The sequence below is a fragment of the Enterobacter sp. SLBN-59 genome (assembly GCF_024807915.1).
In the GTDB taxonomy this organism is placed as follows: Bacteria; Pseudomonadota; Gammaproteobacteria; order Enterobacterales; family Enterobacteriaceae; genus Enterobacter; species Enterobacter asburiae_B.
The window spans coordinates 4074029-4093973 of sequence record NZ_JANUFI010000001.1 but is presented as its reverse complement, the minus strand read 5'-3'; the positions used below and the strand labels follow the sequence as shown (position 1 = coordinate 4093973).

11 protein-coding genes are annotated in these 19945 nt (G+C 60.6%); 8 read left to right on the top strand and 3 right to left on the bottom strand.

The window, feature by feature from the left end; genetic code table 11:
* The first annotated feature begins 632 nt into the window (after positions 1 to 632).
* The 7 genes from M2422_RS19535 (at position 633) to nudI (ending at position 16928) form a co-directional block, all read left to right on the top strand.
* Entirely contained in the window at positions 633 to 10688 is a 10056-nt protein-coding gene (locus M2422_RS19535) for a BapA/Bap/LapF family large adhesin (protein WP_064673555.1), read from the top strand.
* Positions 10689 to 10769: 81 nt separating this feature from the next.
* Entirely contained in the window at positions 10770 to 12173 is a 1404-nt protein-coding gene (locus M2422_RS19530; RefSeq protein WP_039263438.1) for a TolC family outer membrane protein, read from the top strand.
* Positions 12170 to 14368 (top strand): type I secretion system permease/ATPase, encoded by a 2199-nt coding sequence (locus tag M2422_RS19525; RefSeq protein ID WP_064673554.1) that lies wholly within the window; start codon positions 12170 to 12172, stop codon positions 14366 to 14368. The genes M2422_RS19530 and M2422_RS19525 overlap by 4 nt, the downstream gene beginning before the upstream one ends.
* Before the next feature lie 10 nt (positions 14369 to 14378).
* On the top strand, positions 14379 to 15548 hold the full coding sequence (locus tag M2422_RS19520) for an HlyD family efflux transporter periplasmic adaptor subunit (RefSeq protein ID WP_086374946.1): 1170 nt from the start codon (positions 14379 to 14381) through the stop codon (positions 15546 to 15548).
* Between the two features lie 252 nt (positions 15549 to 15800).
* Positions 15801 to 16100, top strand: coding sequence for a type II toxin-antitoxin system RelE/ParE family toxin (locus M2422_RS19515; RefSeq protein ID WP_064673553.1), 300 nt, complete (start codon positions 15801 to 15803; stop codon positions 16098 to 16100).
* A 10-nt stretch (positions 16101 to 16110) separates the two neighbouring features.
* On the top strand, positions 16111 to 16458 hold the full coding sequence (locus M2422_RS19510; protein WP_033146339.1) for a HigA family addiction module antitoxin: 348 nt from the start codon (positions 16111 to 16113) through the stop codon (positions 16456 to 16458).
* A gap of 44 nt (positions 16459 to 16502) precedes the next feature.
* Positions 16503 to 16928, top strand: a complete 426-nt coding sequence (gene nudI, locus M2422_RS19505; RefSeq protein WP_064673552.1) for a nucleoside triphosphatase NudI — start codon at positions 16503 to 16505, stop codon at positions 16926 to 16928.
* Here nudI and M2422_RS19500 read toward each other — a convergent pair.
* Positions 16900 to 17631: an AraC family transcriptional regulator gene (locus tag M2422_RS19500; RefSeq protein ID WP_064673551.1), complete on the bottom strand. Its 732-nt coding sequence runs from the start codon at positions 17629 to 17631 to the stop codon at positions 16900 to 16902. The two genes, nudI and M2422_RS19500, sit on opposite strands and share 29 nt — an antisense overlap.
* Before the next feature lie 97 nt (positions 17632 to 17728).
* Between M2422_RS19500 and M2422_RS19495 the strand changes: the two genes are divergently transcribed.
* Positions 17729 to 18148, top strand: a complete 420-nt coding sequence (locus M2422_RS19495) for a nuclear transport factor 2 family protein (RefSeq protein ID WP_064673550.1) — start codon at positions 17729 to 17731, stop codon at positions 18146 to 18148.
* A gap of 2 nt (positions 18149 to 18150) precedes the next feature.
* On the opposite strand, the gene M2422_RS19490 is transcribed toward M2422_RS19495, so the two are convergent.
* Both M2422_RS19490 and M2422_RS19485 read right to left on the bottom strand, forming a co-directional pair.
* The gene (locus tag M2422_RS19490; RefSeq protein ID WP_064673549.1) at positions 18151 to 18669 is read right to left on the bottom strand and encodes a DUF6622 family protein; all 519 of its coding nucleotides are present in this window, start codon (positions 18667 to 18669) and stop codon (positions 18151 to 18153) included.
* Between the two features lie 85 nt (positions 18670 to 18754).
* Positions 18755 to 19936 (bottom strand): PLP-dependent aminotransferase family protein, encoded by a 1182-nt coding sequence (locus M2422_RS19485; protein WP_064673548.1) that lies wholly within the window; start codon positions 19934 to 19936, stop codon positions 18755 to 18757.
* Positions 19937 to 19945 lie beyond the last annotated feature (9 nt).

Genomic DNA, 19945 nt, shown 5'->3' with positions numbered 1-19945 from the left:
GGTTATTTTACCCTTTACTTAACGCTATTATTTTCGCGTGATAGCAGAGTTTTAAGCCTGCATAAAAATATATTTTATTGTGCGGGTGATATAATATATATTATATCAAAAACGTTACCCTAACTTAAACACATATTAAGCGCACTTAAACAATAACGTTTTACAGTATATTAAAAATGTCCCCTACCAATTATCATACTGCGTAAATCACATTCAGAATCAACGTCACAGGTTAAAACTAAAATCATATAAAACAAAAGGTTGAACCGAGTAAATTATTAACCACACCAATACATTAATGCCCTCTTCATTGTTTTGGCACTTATTTACGAAAGCTTAATTTGCACAACCTTCGTTTTCTGTCTATATCATTTTTATATTCTAAAAAATAATTCCCCTATTAATTACAGGGTTTTACACGATACAAAACACCCATAAAAACTGTTCTCTTTTATAAGTCATTAGATTCGCTCTGATGTTGCCACTCTGAATTCTGGCGGGCATCGTGCGCGCTAAAAACAACGGTCAGTGCTGCGTAATAACAGCGACTGCGCCGGGGGCGCCCTTTACCTTCTGCAGAGATGGCTCGTCTTGCTCGCCGTTCATGACACATCTGCTGGAGTAATGCCTAAATGAGCCAAATCTCTGTTATATCGAAACTTACTGGCGTGGAAACGACCACGGAAGGCACACAGGTTACCCTGAGCCATTCCTCTATCGTTGAGCTTAATGTCGAGCGAGCGAGCGTCTCCCACTTCGCGCGAAACGGTAACGATCTGCTGGTTACGCTGCACTCCGGCGAGGTGATCACCCTTAAAAACTTCTACGTTACGGACGCGCAGGGCGTGAGCCAGCTGGTACTGCAGGACAGCAACGGCGCATTATGGTGGATTGAAGATCCGACCGGAGCCGCCACGTACGAATCTATCGCGTCCACGGACGTGCTGCTTGCGGCCTCCGGGAGCGACGCCGGTGGTGCAGCCATCTGGCCATGGGCACTGGGCGGCATTGCCGCCGCGGGCGGCATCGCGGCGGCGGCAAGCACCGGCGGCGGTGATAGTGGCGGCAGTAACAATTCGGCCAATGCGGATACGACAGCGCCGAACGCGCCTTCCGGCCTTAAGTTCTCTTCAGATGGCAAAACCGTCACCGGTACCGCAGAACCCGGCAGTACCATCACGCTGAAAGACGCGAACGGCAACGTCATTGGCACAGGAAAAACGGGCAGCGACGGCAGCTTTACCGTCTCTCTCGGCACACCGTTGACCAACGGCGAGCAGGTGACCGCCACCGCCACGGATAACGCCGGGAATACCAGCCCGGGCACAACGCTCAACGCGCCGGACACCACCGCGCCCGATGCGCCAGCAATCACCAGCGTAACGGACGATGTCGCCCCGCAGACGGGAGCAGTCAGCAACGGCGGCAGCACCAACGATCAGCGCCCGCAGCTTACCGGCACCGGCGAAGCGGGCTCGACCGTGACGATTTATGACGGCGGGGCCGCCATTGGTACGGCGGTCGTCGCCAGCAACGGCACCTGGACCTTTACCCCGTCGGTTGACCTGAGCGAAAGCACTCACCAGATTACCGTGCGGGCAACCGACGCCGCCGGCAACACCGGGCCAGCCTCGCCGGTGTTTACCCTTACGGTGGATCTTACTCCGCCGGACGCGCCGAGCGCGATTGTGCTGACCGACGATACGGGCCTTATCAAGGGAACCATCACGTCTGTCGCGCCTACCGATGCTTCACTGCCCATCCTCGCGGGAACCGGCGAGCCCGGCGGAACCATCACCATCTACGATAACGGCGTGGTGGTTGGCACAACGACGGTGTTGCCCAACGGCACCTGGAGCGTCACGCCGAACGGTCCGCTTCCGGACGGGACACACTCTATAACCGTCACTGAAACCGATGCCGCCGGAAACCTGAGCGCGACCTCAGAGCCCGTCATCTTCACCGTGGACACCACGCCGCCGTCTGCCCCGGGTAATCTCGTGGTGTCGAATGATGGCGGCACCATCAGCGGCATCGCGGAAGCTGGCAGCACGGTGACCATCCGTGAAGGCAATGTCACCCTTGGCACTGTTGTTGCCGACAGCGAAGGGAACTTTAGCCTGACGCTGACCCCGCCGAAGCTCAACGGCGAAATCCTGACCGCTGACGCCACCGACGCGGCGGGCAACACGGGGCCCGCAACCTCCGCGGCGTCACCGGATATTACCCCACCGCAGACGCCAATTATCGTGTCGGTGATTGATGACGTGCAGGCCACCACCGGCCCCGTGGGCCAGAACGGCCTCACCAACGACCGGGCCCCGACCGTGAACGGGACGGGCGAAGCGGGCTCGACCATCACGATTTATAACGGCAGCGATGTCCTCGGTACGACGGTTGTTCCCTCCTCCGGCCTGTGGAGCTTTACGCCGCCCGCACCGCTGACCGATGGCACCTGGGTGCTGACCGCGAAGGCGACGGATCCCGCCGGTAACCCGAGCGGGTTATCAGACCCGTGGACAATTAACGTCGACGGCACGGCACCTGGCGCCCCGGTGATTTCACAAGTTGTGGACGATGTTCCCGGTCGCACCGGCTCGCTCGACATTAATGAGACCACTAACGACGCCACCCCGACGCTCAGCGGTACCGCCGAAGCAAACGCGACGGTCACCGTGCGCGTGGACGGTGTTGCTATTGGTACGACCGTCGCCAATGGTCTTGGCGTATGGATCTTTACGCCTTCCTCGCCTATCGCCGAGGGCCCGCACGCCCTGACCGCCGTCGCGACCGATGCGGCAGGTAACACCAGCGGCGTCTCCAACACCTGGACTCTGACGATTGACAGCGTCGCGCCTGCCGCCCCGGTCATTACCCAGGTGCTGGATGATGTGCCGGAGCGCCTCGGCGCGCTCAACCCCAACGACAGCACCAACGACACCACGCCGACGCTTAACGGCACGGCTGAACCTGGCTCAAGCGTCACCATCCGCCTGGATGGCACCGATCTTTTCACGGTCCTGGTCGACGACAACGGCACGTGGACCTATACCCTCACCACGCCTCTTGGCAGCGGGCCTCATACCTTTACCGTTGTTGCCACCGATGCGGCGGGTAACACCAGCCAGCCGTCAGGTGGCTTCACCCTGACCGTCGATACCACGCCGCCAGCGGCAGCCACCATCGCCACCGTGACCGATGACGTCGGCGGCGTTCAGGGCACGCTCAGCAGCGGCGATACCACGGATGACACCACACCGCTGCTGCAGGGCACCGCCCCGGCTGACGCGGTGATCACCGTTTATGACGGCGCCACCCTGCTCGGTACCGCCACCCTCGACGGCAGCGGTGGCTGGAGCTTTACGCCCGTTACCCCGCTCACCGACGGCCCGCATACGCTGACGGTTCACGCCACGGATGCCGCAGGCAATACCACCATCTCCAGCCCGTTTGTGTTGACGGTAGATACCGTCGCGCCTGCCACGCCGGACGTCCCGGCCATCACCGTCAATCCTGACGGAACAGCAACAACGCTAAACCCGGGCGAAACCACCCGCGACACCACGCCAACCCTGAGCGGTACCGGCACGGCGGGCGATACCGTGACGATCTACAACAACGGCGCCAAAATCGGCGACGCTGTCGTGGACAATACCGGCAGCTGGTCGTGGACGCCATCAACCCCACTGCCCGGCGGTACCTATGACATCACCCTGACCGTCACCAACGTGGACGGCACGGGCAACGAAAGCGCCCCGTCGCAGCCGGTAACCATCACCATTGATACCGAAGCGCCGGCTACGCCTGCGGCACCGACCGTCACCGACAGCGTCACCCAGATCACCGGCCCCGTACCCGATGGCGGAACCACCAACGATCCGCGCCCGGTCCTGAGCGGCGCCGGCACGCCGAACGACGTCATCAACATCACTGACACCGTCAACGGCATATCGACCGTCGTGGGCACCGTCACGGTAGACAGCAGCGGCAACTGGAGCTGGCGCCCGGGCAGCGACATTGCCGAGGGCAGCCACGCCTATACCGCCACCGCCACCGATGAAGCAGGCAACGTCTCTGACCCTTCTCCAGCGATTACCATCGTCGTGGATACCCTGGCGCCGGATACGCCGGTGATTAGTGCAGTGGGCGGTGAGCCGAACGGTGGCTACATCACGGATACCACACCGACAGTGGGCGGAACCGGCGTCAACGGTGAGACGGTGATCGTCTACAACAACGGCGTCGAAGTGGGCCGTGTCGTGGTGGCTAACGGGGAATGGAACCTGACGCTTCCAACGCAAACGGACGGTCCGCTCAACATTACCGTGGCGGGCGTGGACGCAGCGGGTAACGTCAGCGCGCCGAGTTCGGTCTTTACCGTTACCCTCGATACCGTTGCGCCTGAGATCCCCGTCATTAGCGCCGTAGCTGACAGCCAGCTGTCTAATAACGTGCTCTACACGAAGGACGGCACGCCAACCCTTACCGGGACCGGTGAACCCGGTACCACGGTTATCGTTTCCGTAGACGGCACGCCATCTACGGTGCTGGTGACGGTCCAGCCGGGCGGCACCTGGAGCTGGACTGCCGACACGACGCTGTTGGATGGCCCGCATACCTTCACCGTCTCTTCCCGCGACCCCGCGGGTAATCTCTCAGGCAGTTCAGCGCCGCTGAGCGTGACGGTAGATACCGTCGCCCCGGCAGATCCGGGCAACATGCTGCTGGCTGATGAAGGAACACCGCTGACCGGTACCGGTGACGTGGGAAGCATCATTACCGTGACAAACGGTTCCACGGTCATTGGTACCGGCGTTGTCGGCAGCGACGGCAGTTTCTCCATTGCGCTGAGCCCGGCGCAGCTGGATCCGACCACGCTGACCGTGACCGCCACCGATGCCGCAGGAAATGCCAGCCCTGGCGCATCCTTTATCGTTACCGATTCACCGCTCGACCTGCCGCAGGTGCCCGTCATCACGGCGATCGTCGATGACGCAGACCCCATTACTGGCGATGTGAAAGGCAAAACCACTAATGACACCACGCCAACGCTTACCGGTACGGCCGAAGCGGGCAGCCTGATTACCATCTATCAGGACGGTAGCGCGACGCCATTGACGACGGTGACCGCCGACGGCAGCGGCAACTGGAGCTATACGCCAGCCGCGCTTGGCGAAGGGCTGCACACCTTTGAGGTGACGGCGACCCTCAACGGCCAGACCAGCGGCCGCTCTCCGGCGGTCAGCGTCACCGTCGACCTCACCGCACCGGGCACGCCGGCTATCGGCGCGGTGATTGACGACGTCGGTCCGGGCACCGGCCCTCTGACCAGCGGCCAGACCACCAACGACAACCAGCCGACCCTCACCGGCACCGGCGCGGTCGGCGATACCATCTCCATTTACAACAACGGCGTGCTGCTGGGGACCGCGGAGGTCGGCAATACCGGCACCTGGAGCTACACCACGCCCGTCCTGACTGAAGGCAACCATATCCTGACCATCCGCGAGACCGATCCGGCGGGTAATCAGAGCGGTCCTTCGGCGGGCTTCACCGTCGTGGTGGACTCCGTTTCCGCCACGCCGGTCATCACCAACGTCACGGATAACGTCGGTAACGCCGCCACCACGGTGGTCAGCGGCACCGAGACGAACGATGCCACGCCAACCCTTTCGGGGACAGCGGACGCAAACAGCGTGGTGACCATTTTCGACGGCGGTACCCAGATTGCCGTGGTAACGGCTGACGGCACCGGCGCGTGGACGTTTACTCCTGACACCGCGCTCGGCGAAGGCTCGCACAGCTTCACCGTCCGGGCGACCGATCCGCTGGGCAACGTCAGCGCGGTCTCAGCTCCCTGGAGCGTGGTGGTTGACCTGACGGCACCGACGGTTCCGACGCTGGATAATGTGAGCGACAACGTCCCTGGCGGCGTCCAGGGTAACCTCACCAGCGGCCAGGTGACCAACGACAGCACCCCGACCATCAGCGGCACCGGGCAGGCGGGCAGCACGATTCACATCATGAATAACGGCACGCAGATTGGCACGACGATCGTTGACGGCAGCGGGAACTGGTCCTTTACGCCGACCGCGCCGCTGGGCGACGGCAGCTACTCCCTGCGCGCGTATGCAACGGATACCGCAGGCAACGCCTCGGCTAACTCATCGGTCTTCGCCTTTACCATTGATACCGCAGCTCCCGGCGTACCGGTGGTGACCAGCGTGATTGACGACGTCGGTCCGGTCACCGGGGCGCTCACGTCGGGTAACAGCACCAACGACGCGCGCCCAACCTTCAACGGTACGGGCGAGGTGGGTTCTACCGTGCACGTGATCGTTGATGGCAACGAAATTGGCACTGCGGTGGTGAATGCCCAGGGCAGCTGGACCTTCACCCCGGGTACCGATCTGGGCGAAGGTCCACACGCCATCACCTTCAATGCCACCGACGTGGCTGGCAATACCGGCAGCACGACGACACCGTTTAACCTGACGGTGGATACGGGCGTGCCGTCGGCGCCGGTCATTTCGACCGCGGGTGACAACGCGGGCAGCATTCAAACTCCGCTCACTTCCGGGCAGAGCACCGACGACACCACGCCGACGCTAAACGGCACCGCGACCGCCAACGCCACGGTCACCGTGTATGAGAACGGGCAGCCGGTCGGCACCGTTCAGGCGGACGGTACCGGCGCATGGAGCTTTACGCCGTCAACGCCGCTGACCAACGGCAGCCATACCTGGACCGCCACGGTCACCGATGCAGCGGGCAACGTCAGCCTGAACTCGCCGGACTTTACCCTGATTGTGGATACCACCGCACCGAACGCGCCGGTTATCAGCCAGGCGATAGACGACGTGGGCACCATCACCGGCCCGCTTACGTCCGGGCAAACAACCGACGACACCGTTCCGCGCCTTGTCGGAACCAGCGAACCGTTTGCCACCGTGAAGATCTATGAGGGAACTACCCTTGTCGGAACGGGCACCGCGGATGGCAACGGAAGCTGGAGTATCTTGCTCAACACCACGCTGACCGCTGGCGCGCACAGCTTCACCGCGCAGGCGACGGATGCGGCAGGCAACACCAGCGTGTCGTCCACCAGCTTTAGCCTCACCGTCGACACCACGCCGCCTGCGCTGCCGGTGCTGACCAGCATTCTGGATGACGTGGGCAATGCGGCGACGCCGGTGGCGAACGGCGGGTTCACCAACGACGCGCAGCCAACCCTCAGCGGTACGGCGGAAGCCGGGTCGACGGTGAAAATATTCGATAACGGCGTACAAATCGGCAGCGTGACGGCGACCGGCGGGGCGTGGAGCTTTACGCCATCCCCGGCGCTGGGCAACGGTCCGCACAATTTAACCTTTACCGCCACCGATGCGGTGGGCAACGCGAGCGCGCCGACCGCCGGGTATGTGATTAACGTCGATACCCTCGCGCCGGGCGCACCGATCATCAGTTCGGTCATTGATGACGTCGGCAGCGTCACCGGCCCGGTGACCGGTACGAATCCGACCAACGACACGCGCCCAACGCTGAGCGGAACCGCCGAAGCAAATGCCACGGTGCGGATCTACGATGGCATCACGCTGGTGGGCACGGTGACCGCCGACGGCAGCGGCAACTGGACCCTGCCGCAAACCACCACGCTGGCGCAAGGCACGCATAACTTCACCGCCACGGCCACCGATGCCGCGGGCAACACCAGCGTGGCGTCAGCCGTGACGACGATTATCGTCGATACGACCGCTCCAACGGCGCCGACCGGGACCTTCAACGCCGACGGTAGCGTCCTGACCGGGACTGCGGAAGCAGGCAGCACCGTCGCGATCCGCCTTGCGGACGGCTCGACGGTGACCGCCATTGCGGGCAGCAACGGCACCTACACCTACACCTTCATTAACAAACAGACCGAAGGCCAGACGCTGCAGATCACCGCCACCGACGCCGCGGGCAACACCTCGCTGCCGGGCTCCGCCCTTGCGCCGGTGGTGCCGCTCTCCGCCAGCAATAACGTCGAAGAGCTGAACCTCAGCACCACGGCAACCGTGACCAACAGCCAGTACAGCGATTACGGCTTCCTGCTGGTTGGCGCCGTCGGCAACGTCCTGACGCTGCTGGGCAATGATACGGCCCAGGTCAACTTCACGGTGGGCAGCGGCGGCAGCGCGGATATCGTGGTGAACGCCAACGCCACGGGTGCGGTGCTCTCTCTGCTCAACACCCTTGAGCTGGTGGTTCAGCATTACGTCAACGGCGCCTGGACCACCGTGGTGGATACCGGCCAACCGCAGTTTGCCGATCTCCTGACCCTCGGCGCAACCGGCGTATCGCTGAACCTGACCGGGCTGGCCGACGGCAACTATCGCGTGCTCAGCTACAACACCAACCTGCTGGCGACCGGCTCCTACACCAGCCTCGACGTGGCGGTGAAAGAGACCGGCCCGGGTACGGTCACGGGCGATACCAGCCTCAACGGCAACGTGATCCTTGATACAGACCCGACAGCCGGCAGCGACAACGCGCCGGCCGGAACCACCGTTTCCGCAGTCACTAACGCCCAGGGCGTCACCACCAGCGTGAACGCCGACGGCACGGTGATCCAGGGCAAATACGGTACGCTGACCATCAACCGCGACGGCAGCTACACCTACAACCTGACCGACACCAGCGCCGCGGTCGTTGGCCGGACGGAGAACTTCACCTACACCATCACCCATAACGGCGTCAGCGCGTCGGCGCAGCTGGTGCTGTCTCTGGGTGCCGGTACGGTAATCAACGGCATTGTGGCGGTGGACGATACGGCCTCGCTGACCTTTGACACCACCGTGAGCGAGATTAATAACGGCGCCTCGTCTCAGAACGGTTTTACCCTGGTGGGCATTAATCTCGGCAGCACGCTGGGGCTTAACCTGCTGGACGACATGACCAACCCGATTATCTACAACGTGGAGGAAGGCACGACCCGCACCATGACCATCCAGGCCTCCGTGGGCGGCGTGGCGCTGGCGTCGGTATTCGATCTGTACGTCTATAAGTTCAACAACGCCACCCAGACCTTCGAGCAGGTTCGCGTCGAGTCGGGCTGGCTGCGCGCTCCGCTGTTGGGGGGCTCGTCATCCCAGCTTACGCTGAATCTGCCGGCCGGGGAGTACCTGTTCTTACTCAATACCGCATCGGGGATCGCCGTCCTGACGGGCTACACGCTGAGCGTCCTGCAGGATCATGTCTACAGCGTGGCGAGCATCAGCGAAACCACCACGGGCGACGTGCTGGCGAATGACCCAGTTCCTCCAGGCACGTTGGTCACCGAAGTGAACGGCGTGGCGGTCAACAGCAGTGGAACCACCACCATTCAGGGGGAATACGGCACGCTGACCATCAATTCGTCCGGACAGTACACCTACACCCTGAGAAGCGGCGTGGGAGCGGACCATATCAGCACGCCGGATACCTTCGTCTACACCGTTACCGCGCCTGACGGCTCGAAGGATACGGCATCGCTCAACATCACCCCAACCCCCCGGGCGATGGATGCGGTGAACGATGTCAGCGCCACGATGGACCTCACCTCGGTGCACCACACGTCGGCATACTCGGATACGACCGTGGGCACCGCCAGCTGGACGACGGCCCTGCTCTCGTCAACCCAGGGCTCCGGCAGCGGAACCTTCGTGGTCGACGCGAACACCGCGCTGCACAACGTGTCGCTCCACTTTAACGTGGCCTCGCTGCTGGCGCTGGGCGGGCTGACGGTAAACTGGTCCATCAGCGACGGCTCGGGCGTGATCCGCAGCGGCTCCTTCAGCGGCGGCTCACTGCTGGGCGGCAATATCGACATCCCGCTCACAGGGCTGGATCTGAACGCCGGAACCTATACGCTGAACTTTACCGGTAGCGTACCGGGGCTGAGCGTGGGGAACATCACCATCACACCAAGCGTGAACGGCACCACCTACTCGCTGAGTGATTTCGACGTCACCGGCAGCCACACCGTCAACGGCAATATCTTTGACGGCACCGATTCTGGCGGCGTGCTGGATCAGCTCCACTCGGTGGATACCCGTCTGAGCGTGACCGGGTACAACGGCGTGACCACCACGCTGGATCCGTATACCGGCAGCGCAACGGTGAACATCACCGGCCATTACGGCGTCCTGGCGATCGGCGCTGACGGCCATTACACCTATACCCTCAACAGCGGGGTATCGCTCTCATCCATGACGTCGAAGGAGACCTTCAACTACACCCTGACCGACTCTACCGGGAGAACGGACAGCGCCACGCTGACCATCAATATGGCGCCGCAGTTCATCAGTTCGGAACATAACGACGCCATCACCGGTACGGCTTACGGCGATACGCTGATTTACCAGGTGCTGAACAGTACGGTGGGGAATGCCACGGCGGGTAACGTCAGCAGCACCGCGGGCGATCACTGGACCGGCTTCTCGCTGGCGCAGGGGGACAAAATCGACATCGGCGATCTGCTGGTGGGCTGGAACGGTAGCGCCGCGACGCTGGGGAATTATCTCCATGTCACTAATAGTAATGGCAATACCGTGATCTCCATCGACCGTGACGGTGCGGGAGGCACCTACACTAATACCACGCTCGTTACGCTTGATGGCGTTCAGACCACCTACGACGAGCTGGTTAACCAGCAGCACATCATTACCTGATAGCACCTGCAAGAGATGACCCGGGCGCACAGCACCCGGGCATAAATAATAAAGACATACTCTTTTTAATAGGGACATGACATGGGAATGAAGATGCCTCACTGGTGGCTCTCGTGCTGCCTGATATCTGTGCCCGCTCTTTGCGCGAACCCGGCGGCAATCATCAATACCGGACAGCTTCGCGAAACGCAGGAACTCCCCTCGCTCAATGGCCGCGTCGCACCTGCGGCTGGCAAAGCCGCACCCGGTTCATTGCAGCTTGGCGATGCCGTCAACCGCGCCGTCACCTGGCACCCGGCCATCAGCGAAGCCGTGGGGAAACTCTACCAGCAGAGCGAAGAGGTGGACGTCGCTAAATCAAAATACTATCCGCAGATTAATGCCGGCGTGGACAACGGTTATTCCCACGACGGCGACCAGAACGGCTTTACGCCGTCGCTGGTGCTTTCTCTCTCACAGATGCTCTACGACTTTGGCAAAGTGGACAGCCAGGTGCGGGCCGAGAGCGCGGGCGTTGCCCAGCAGCAGGCCAACGTGCTGGTGAGTATCGACACCATCGCTCACGATACCGCCATCGCCATGGTGCAGGTGCAAACCTGGCAGCAGATGGTCGAGACCGCTAAAGAGCAGCTCGACGCCCTCTCCTCCATTGGCACGCTGACCCGCCAGCGTAACGACGAAGGGGCCACGTCGCTCTCTGACGTGGTGCAGACCGATGCCCGTATCGAAGGCGCGCGCGCCCAGCTGATGCAGTACCAGGCCAGCCTGGACAGCGCCCGCGCCACGCTGATGAGCTTTCTCGGCTGGAACAGCCTGAACGCCATCAGCAATGACTTTCCGCAAAAGCTGGGCCGGAGCTGCGACATCGCCGAGCCGGATGACCGTCTGGTTCCCGCGGTACTTGCCGCCTGGGCGCAGGCTAACGTCGCCCAGGCTAACCTCGACTACGCCGACGCGCAGATGACGCCAACCGTCTCGCTGGAGCCGGAGGTGCGTCACTACATGAACGATCGCTACGCGGGGAGCGAAACCCGGGATCGCACCCAGTATTCCGCATGGGTGAAAGTGCAGATGCCGCTCTATCAGGGCGGCGGCCTCACCGCCCGGCGTAACGCTGCCGGACACGCGGTGGAGGCGGCGCAGTCCACCGTTCAGCGCACGCGCCTTGATGTCCGCCAGAAACTGCTGGAAGCCCGCAGCCAGGTGATGAGCCTGCAAAGCACGCTGCAAATCCAGGGTCGCCAGGAAGCCCTCAGCGCCCGCACCCGCGAACTGTACCAGCAGCAGTATCTCGATCTCGGCTCGCGCCCGCTCCTCGACGTGCTCAACGCCGAGCAGGAGGTCTACCAGGCGCGCTTCACCCAGCAGCAGACCCTCGGTCAGCTGCACCAGCTGCAGCTCAACTGCCTGTATAACACCGGGCAGCTGCGTCACGCGTTCGATCTTGATAACCGCACCATCCAGACCGTGGAGATCCAGCCATGAAGCAACGCGAAATCCCGCAGGGCGAAACGATGACGGATGAGGCGCTGGCGCAGTGGGCACAGGCCTTCGGTTTTGTCGCCACGCGCTACCGCGTGGCCTGCTCCCCCGGCGCGCTGATCGCAGGCGCGCCGTGGCTGAAAGGCAAACCGATGGTGCCCGCCCTCACCCAGCTGGCCCGCGAAGCGGGGCTGTCGTTTCAGCTCCTTACCGACGATCGGCAGGCGATCAACAGCTGGCGTCTGCCGGTGGTGGTGGCGATGAATGACGGCAGGATCGGCGTGATCGAGCATTTCGACGGGGACGATACGCTGGAGATCAGCTTCTTCGACGATGACACCTACACCAACCGGCTGTCGATGACGGCGATGCTGCCCGCTATCCGCCACGTCATTGCCCTGCGTCCACTCGCCGCGCTGAAGGACAGCCGCGTGGATGCCTATATCTCAAAATACCGCCCGGACTGGCTCTACCGGCTGGTGATGCGCGACCTGCGCCCCTACAGCTGGGTCATGCTGGCCGCCCTCTTTATCAACGTGCTGTCGCTCTCCGGGATCGTCTTTTCCATGCAGGTCTATGACCGGGTGATCCCCGCGCAGTCCTACCCAACGCTTTACGTCCTGACCATCGGGGTGCTGATTGCCACCCTGTTTGGCTTTGTGCTGCGCGTGGCGCGCGGGCACATTATGGATCTGCTCGGCAAGCGCTCGGACATGCGCGTTTCGGATCGCGTCTTCGGCCACGCGCTGCGGCTGCGCAACAGCGCGATCCCCCGCTCCACCGGCAGCTTTATCTCTCAGCTGCGCGAGCTGGAGCAGATCCGTGAGATGGTCACCTCGTCCACCATTTCGACCATTGTCGACCTGCCGTTCTTTCTCCTGTTCGTGGTGGTGCTGGCGATCATCGCCCCGCAGCTGGCGTGGATCGCCCCGGTCGCGGCGGTGATCATGGTCCTGCCCGGCCTGCTGCTGCAGAAGAAGCTGGCGGAGCTGGCAAAGCAGTCGGCCCATGAATCGACCCTGCGCAACGCGGTGCTGGTGGAGAGCGTGCAGGGGCTGGAGGACATCAAGCTGATGCAGGCGGAAAACCGCTTTTTGCAGCAGTGGAACAGCTATATCCAGATCACCGCGGAATCCGGCCTGCGCACCCGCGAGCTGACGCAGAACCTGATTAGCTGGGGGATGACCATTCAGAGCCTGGTCTACGCCGGGGTGATTGTGGTCGGCGCCCCGATGGTGATCGACGGCACCCTCACCACCGGTTCGGTGGTCGCCGCGTCGATGCTGGCCTCCCGCATGATCGCCCCGATGGCGACGCTGTGCGGCGTGCTGGCGCGCTGGCAGCAGGTCAAAGCGGCAAAAGAAGGGCTGGACAGCATCATGCAGCTTCCCACCGAAAATCAGCGCGAGGAGACGCCGATCCGCCAGGACGTGCTGCGCGGTCATTACCTCTTCGAGCAGGCGCAGTTCCGCTATCAGCCGGACGATCCGCGCATGGCGCTGCGCATTAACCGGCTGGAGATCAGACCGGGTGAGAAAGTGGCGATCCTCGGGCGCAACGGCGCGGGCAAATCGACCCTGCTGCAGGCCATGGCGGGCGGAATGGATCTGGCGGCCGGCGAGCTGCGGCTTGATAACTTCAGCCTGCCGCATCTCGACGTCGCCGACGTCCGGCGCAACGTCGGCTTTATGACCCAGAACGCGCGGCTGTTTTACGGCACCCTGCGCGAAAACATCACCCTCGGCATGCCGCGCGCCACCGACGAAGAGATTTTCGAGGCGCTGGAGCTGACCGGCGCGGCAGGCTTCGTGCAGAAGCTGCCCAAGGGGCTGGACTATCCGATCATGGAAAACGGCGTGGGGTTATCCGGCGGGCAACGCCAGTCGATTCTGCTGGCGCGGATGCTGCTGCGCGATCCGAATATCGTGCTGATGGATGAACCCACCGCGTCGCTGGACGAGCACACCGAGCGGGAATTCATCCAGCGTCTGGGCGACTGGCTCGGGCATCGCACCCTGATTGTCGCCACGCATCGCGTACCGGTGCTGGAACTGGTGGAGCGCGTCGTGGTGTTGAAAGAGGGAATGCTGGTGATGGACGCGCCAAAAGCCCAGGCGCTGAACAACAGCCGTATGCAGCAGCAACAGCAGCAGGCAGCAACCGGACGGGAGTGGAAAAATGAAAATCAGTCAGCGTGACGTGGCGGCAATGGACGATCTGGATAACGCCCTCGACTCCGAAAGCGGCTATACCGGCGCGCGTCGGATCGTGATCTTCTCGCTGCTGATGTTTGTGGTGCTGGGCGTCTGGGCGTGGTTTGGCGTGCTGGATGAGGTATCAACCGGCTCGGGTAAAGTGATCCCCAGCTCGCGCGAGCAGGTCTTACAGTCTCTCGACGGCGGGATCCTCACCGAGCTGAACGTCCACGAGGGCGATCAGGTGCAGGCCGGGCAGGTGCTGGCGCGGCTCGATCCAACGCGTTCCGAATCGAACGTCGGCGAAAGCGCGGCGCGCTACCGGGCCTCACTGGCCTCCAGCGCCCGCCTGTACGCCGAGGTGAACGATCTCCCGCTGAAGTTCCCCCCTTCGCTGGCAAAGTGGCCGGATCTGATTGCTGACGAAACGCGCCTCTACAACTCCCGCCGCGCGCAGCTGGAGGATACCCAACGGGAGCTGCGCGCCGCGTTAGATCTCGCCAATAAGGAGCTGGCTATCACCCAGCGGCTGGTGAAAACCGGTGCCGCCAGCCACGTGGAGGTGCTGCGCCTGCAGCGGCAGAAAAGCGATCTGGAGTTGAAGCTCACCGACGTACGCTCGCAGTATTACGTTCAGGCCCGGGAGGCGTTATCCAAGGCCAACGCCGAGGTGGATATGGTTTCGGCGATCCTCAAAGGCCGCCAGGATTCCGTCACCCGTCTGACGGTAAAATCCCCGGTGCGCGGGATCGTGAAAAACATCAAGGTCACCACCATCGGCGGCGTGATCCCGCCCAACGGCGAGCTGATGGAGATTGTGCCGGTGGACGATCACCTGCTGATTGAAACCCGCCTGTCGCCGCGCGATATCGCCTTTATCCACCCGAACCAGGAGGCGCTGGTTAAAATCACCGCCTACGATTACGCCATTTACGGCGGCCTGCACGGGGTCGTCGAAACGATCTCTCCGGACACCATCCAGGACGAGGCCAAGCCGGAAGTGTTCTATTACCGGGTGTTTATCCGCACCAGCCAGGATTACCTGGTGAATAAGGCGGGCAGGCACTTCTCGATTGTGCCGGGGATGATTGCGACGGTGGACATTAAGACCGGCGAGAAAACGGTGCTGGATTATCTGATCAAGCCGTTTAACCGGGCGAAAGAGGCGCTGAGGGAGCGGTAGTCAATCGCCGGGTGGCGGCTCCGCCTTACCCGGCCTACATACCCGGAGGCCCTTGCAAGCGCAGCGCCGCCGGGTATTTAACCGCACGTCAGAACTGGAACCTACCTCGGAATATTCATCTTTAGCCATACATCCCACTTCCCTTCAGCCATCGCCCAGGTAATATTAACCGCAGACAAAAAACGCACTTGCGCACAGTGCGGGAGTGCATTACTATTCAATCAGCTTCAAGGACTGGAGCTCAGCACCATTATGATTAGTTATTTTCGGGATCAATGGCTTGAGGATTTTTTTCTTTACGGCAGATCGAGCAATGTTATTCCTGCAAATCTGGAAACAACGCTTGCGAGAAAGCTCGATATCATCAGGGCAGCAACCTCGCACAGGGATTTGCGATCGCCACCGGGCAATATGTATGAAGCATTGAATCCTCCGCTGAAGGGATATTCCTCAATCCGGGTAAACAGGCAATACAGGCTCGTATTTCGCTGGACAGAGGGTAAAGCAGAAGATCTCTACCTCTCTCCACACAAGTACACGCAACACAAGTGAGGCATCACCTATGACACTTCAACAGGCACTCCGCAAACCCACCACGCCGGGCGACGTGTTGCAGTATGAGTATCTTGAACCGCTCAATCTGAAAATCAGCGATCTGGCGGAGATGCTCAATGTTCACCGCAACACCATCAGCGCGCTGGTCAATAACAATCGCAAGCTGACTGCCGATATGGCGATCAAACTGGCAAAAGCCTTTGATACCACAATTGAATTTTGGCTTAACTTACAGCTGAACGTCGATATCTGGGAAGCGCAATCCAACCCCAGGACGCAGGAGGAGCTAAGCCGTATAAAGACCGTTGCGGACGTCATGGCTAAGCGAAAATCTGGCCAGCCGGATGTAGCCTGATTCGGTAAACACTTCACCTATTAATAATTTTTCAGGAAGAAATCATGCGCCAACGAACCATTGTCTGCCCCATCATCCAGAACGACGGTGCCTATCTCCTGTGTAAAATGGCCGACGATCGCGGCGTGTTCCCCGGCCAGTGGGCTCTCTCCGGCGGTGGAATGGAGCCGGGCGAAACCATGGAACAGGCGTTGCGCCGTGAGATCCGCGAAGAGCTGGGCGAAGCGCTGGAGATTGTCTCGGTTACGCCATGGGCTTTTCGCGATGACATCAGGGTGAAAACCTACGCCGATGGCACTACAGAGGAGATTTACATGATCTATCTGATCTTCGACTGCATCAGCGCCAACCGGGAAGTCACGTTTAATGAAGAGTTTCAGGAGATCGCCTGGGTTAATCCGGAATCGTTAAAAGAGCTGGATCTCAACGCAGCCACGCGTGTTACCTTCGCCCAAAAGGGCCTTCTTTAATCACCCACTGTCCCGGCGTTTTACCGGTCCATGCTCTGAAAACCTCAATAAATGCGCTGACGCTGCTGTAGCCGCAGGACAGCGCAATCCACCCTACCGGCTTCCCCGCCGCCAGCCACTCCATTGCCCGCATGACGCGAGCCAGCTGCCGCCAGTTAACAAAGTTCATTCCGGTCTGGGCGCTAAACCGACGGTTGAACGTACGCACGCTCATCCCAGCATGAATAGCATGGCTCTCGACCGTCTGGTTATCATCGACAAACTGCAGCAAATGGCTGACCACGTTCTTCAGACGCGGATCCGTCGGCACGGGCAGAGAAAAGCGAGCCTGGGGCGTCAGGGCAAGCTCATCCAGCAGCAAAGCAAGCTTTCGCGGATCGTACTCGCTCTCTGCATCGCATAAACGGGAAAACAGTGCATGGGTGAGATCGTCGGGCTCGAACAGCGCGGGCGCATCGGGAAGCATTGCGCACCCGGCGGGGTCAAGAAAGATAGCGCAGCCTTCTACCGCACTTTCGGAAAAAGCGGCGTGCTGCCGATCCGGAGGGATCCAGCCGATGTGTTTTGCCGGTACGACCGATCGCGCCTGCTGCGTCTCAATGACCAGCAGCCCCGTTGCAATGCGCCACAGCTGGCCGGTGCGATGACTGTGCCAGGGCGTTCGGTACCCGCCGGGATGAAGGAGCGTTTCAACACTGACCATATCATTTTGACCGAAAATCGTTATTCTTCGGCATATTAGAGAAACTGCGACTTCGGCTGTCAAGGATAATGGTGATTCAACCACATAAGGAGCCCGCATGAGCATTATCACGTCCCTGATAGCCCACACCGACAACGCCGCGCAGCGCGAAAAGATGTCGTGCCTGTTAACCCGCTTATTCAACGGCGATATCGATCCGGCAGAGGTATTTACGCCCGATTACCAGCAGTTTACGGACGGTCACGCGCTTGACTACCGGGGTTTTGTCCAGCATGTGAGCCACGTCAGCTCACAGATCCGCGCAATCGCCTTTACCGTGGTGGAGATAGCCTGCCATGACGAACTTCTGGCTGACCGGCATATCGTGACGGTCACGTATCCTGATGGTCGTCAGGCAGAGATCGAGGTTTACCTGTTTGCCGCGCTGCGTGAAGGGAAAATCTGGCGGATCCATGAAGTCACGCGAGCACTCAGCGGCGATGCTGCAGATCGCACGCTGGCACACGCGACAGAATAACCTTACTCCGCCGGGCGCGGTGCGGCACTGTTATACACCCCAACGTAACGCGCAAATTTTCCGATAAACACGCCGGCAAACACGCCGCCGGAGACGATTGCCAGCGCGCTCATGGCGGGCTGCTGCATCGTCTGGGGAGAGACCGCGCTCATCACGCCCAGCACATACTTCACGCCGAACGCCAGCATCATAAACGGCAGCGCGGTGTAGTCTGCCTGGCGGTAAAGGCTGCGCGGCGCATCTGCGCGGGTGATAACCGCCTGCCTAATCAGGATATACCCCAGCGCGGCTCCGGCGAGGATCCCCGCCGTCCACAATGCAACAGTTCCGGGCGTCAGCGTGCGGTAGACCACCAGATCGTAGATATCCCAGATTAGAAATATTGCCGGAATGATGGCAAGCCTCTCCAGCGTGACGGTGGCGGACCTGCGGGCTTTAATGCCGCGAGAGATAAGGAAGATAAACAGCACCCACACCCAGGCAGGCGTGTGCGTAACGACACCGAACAGAAATTCAAACATGGAGATCTCCATGGACGATCGCGGCCCGTGCCGCCCTGAACGCGTATTGCGCATAACGGCAGGAAAGCCATTATGCGCAGGTCTTTTACAGCGATTTTTTCAGGCGTTGAACCGCTTCCTTCAGCTCTTCATCCGTAGGCGTGACAAACGACATACGCAGCGTTGAATGGTCTGGCTCATTGCAGTAGAAAAATTCGCCCGGCACAAATACTACGCCGTTACTTAACGTTTTTTCCAGCCAGCGGGTGGTATTACTACCATTTTTCATATTCGCCCACAGGAACATGCCGCCCTTCGGCTTGTGGAACGACATCACATCACCCAGCTCGGATTCCAGCTCGGTTGCGAACGTCTGGTATTTCTGGCGATAGGCTTCGCGGATCGTTTTAATCTGATCGGGCAGGCGACCGGTTTTCAGGTATTCATACGTCATCAGCTGCGACAGCGTGCTGGTGTGCAGGTCGGTGGTTTGCTTAAGGTTTACTACTGCGCGCTTCAGCCATTCCGGCACCAGCACCCAGCCCACGCGGGTTCCTGGAGCGAGAATTTTGGAGAAGGTTGAGGTATACACCACGTTCTCTTCGTTGCCGATATCTTTGGCATGGGCAATTAACGGGCGGAAAACTTCATCGGTATAATTAATTTCGCTGTACGGATCGTCTTCAATAATGACGAAGTCATAGCGCTTCGATAATTCCACCAGCTGTTTGCGACGCGCCTCAGAAAGGGTTACCCCGCCAGGGTTGCCAAACGTCGGAACAATATAGACCGCTTTGATGGTTTTATTTGCCGCCAGCGCTTCAAGCTCGTCGACCTTCATTCCGTCGCCGTCGGTGCCAACGGATTCAAAATTCGCCTGCGCCAGGCCAAATACCTGCAGCGCAGCAAGATAGGTTGGACGCTCAACCACAACGGTATCGCCCGGGTTAATTAATGCACGCGCCAGCACGTCGAGGGACTGCTGTGAACCGGAGGTCACGACCACATCATCCGCCTTGCAGCGGATCCCGCGCCCTTCACAGATGCGCTGAATTTCTTCCCGTAGCCCCGGTACGCCTTCGGTCAGACCGTACTGAAAGGCCTCACCAAAATGCTGTGATAATACGGCATCAGCGGCAATTTTCAGCCCTTCGTGATCGAACAAGGCCGGGTTAGGAATCCCCCCACCCAGCGAAATGACGCCGGCCATTTTGCTATGTTTTAACAATTCACGGATGGCAGATGATTGCAGGCCCTGCGCGCTGCTGGCGAGTTTATTCACAGACATTCTTTGCAT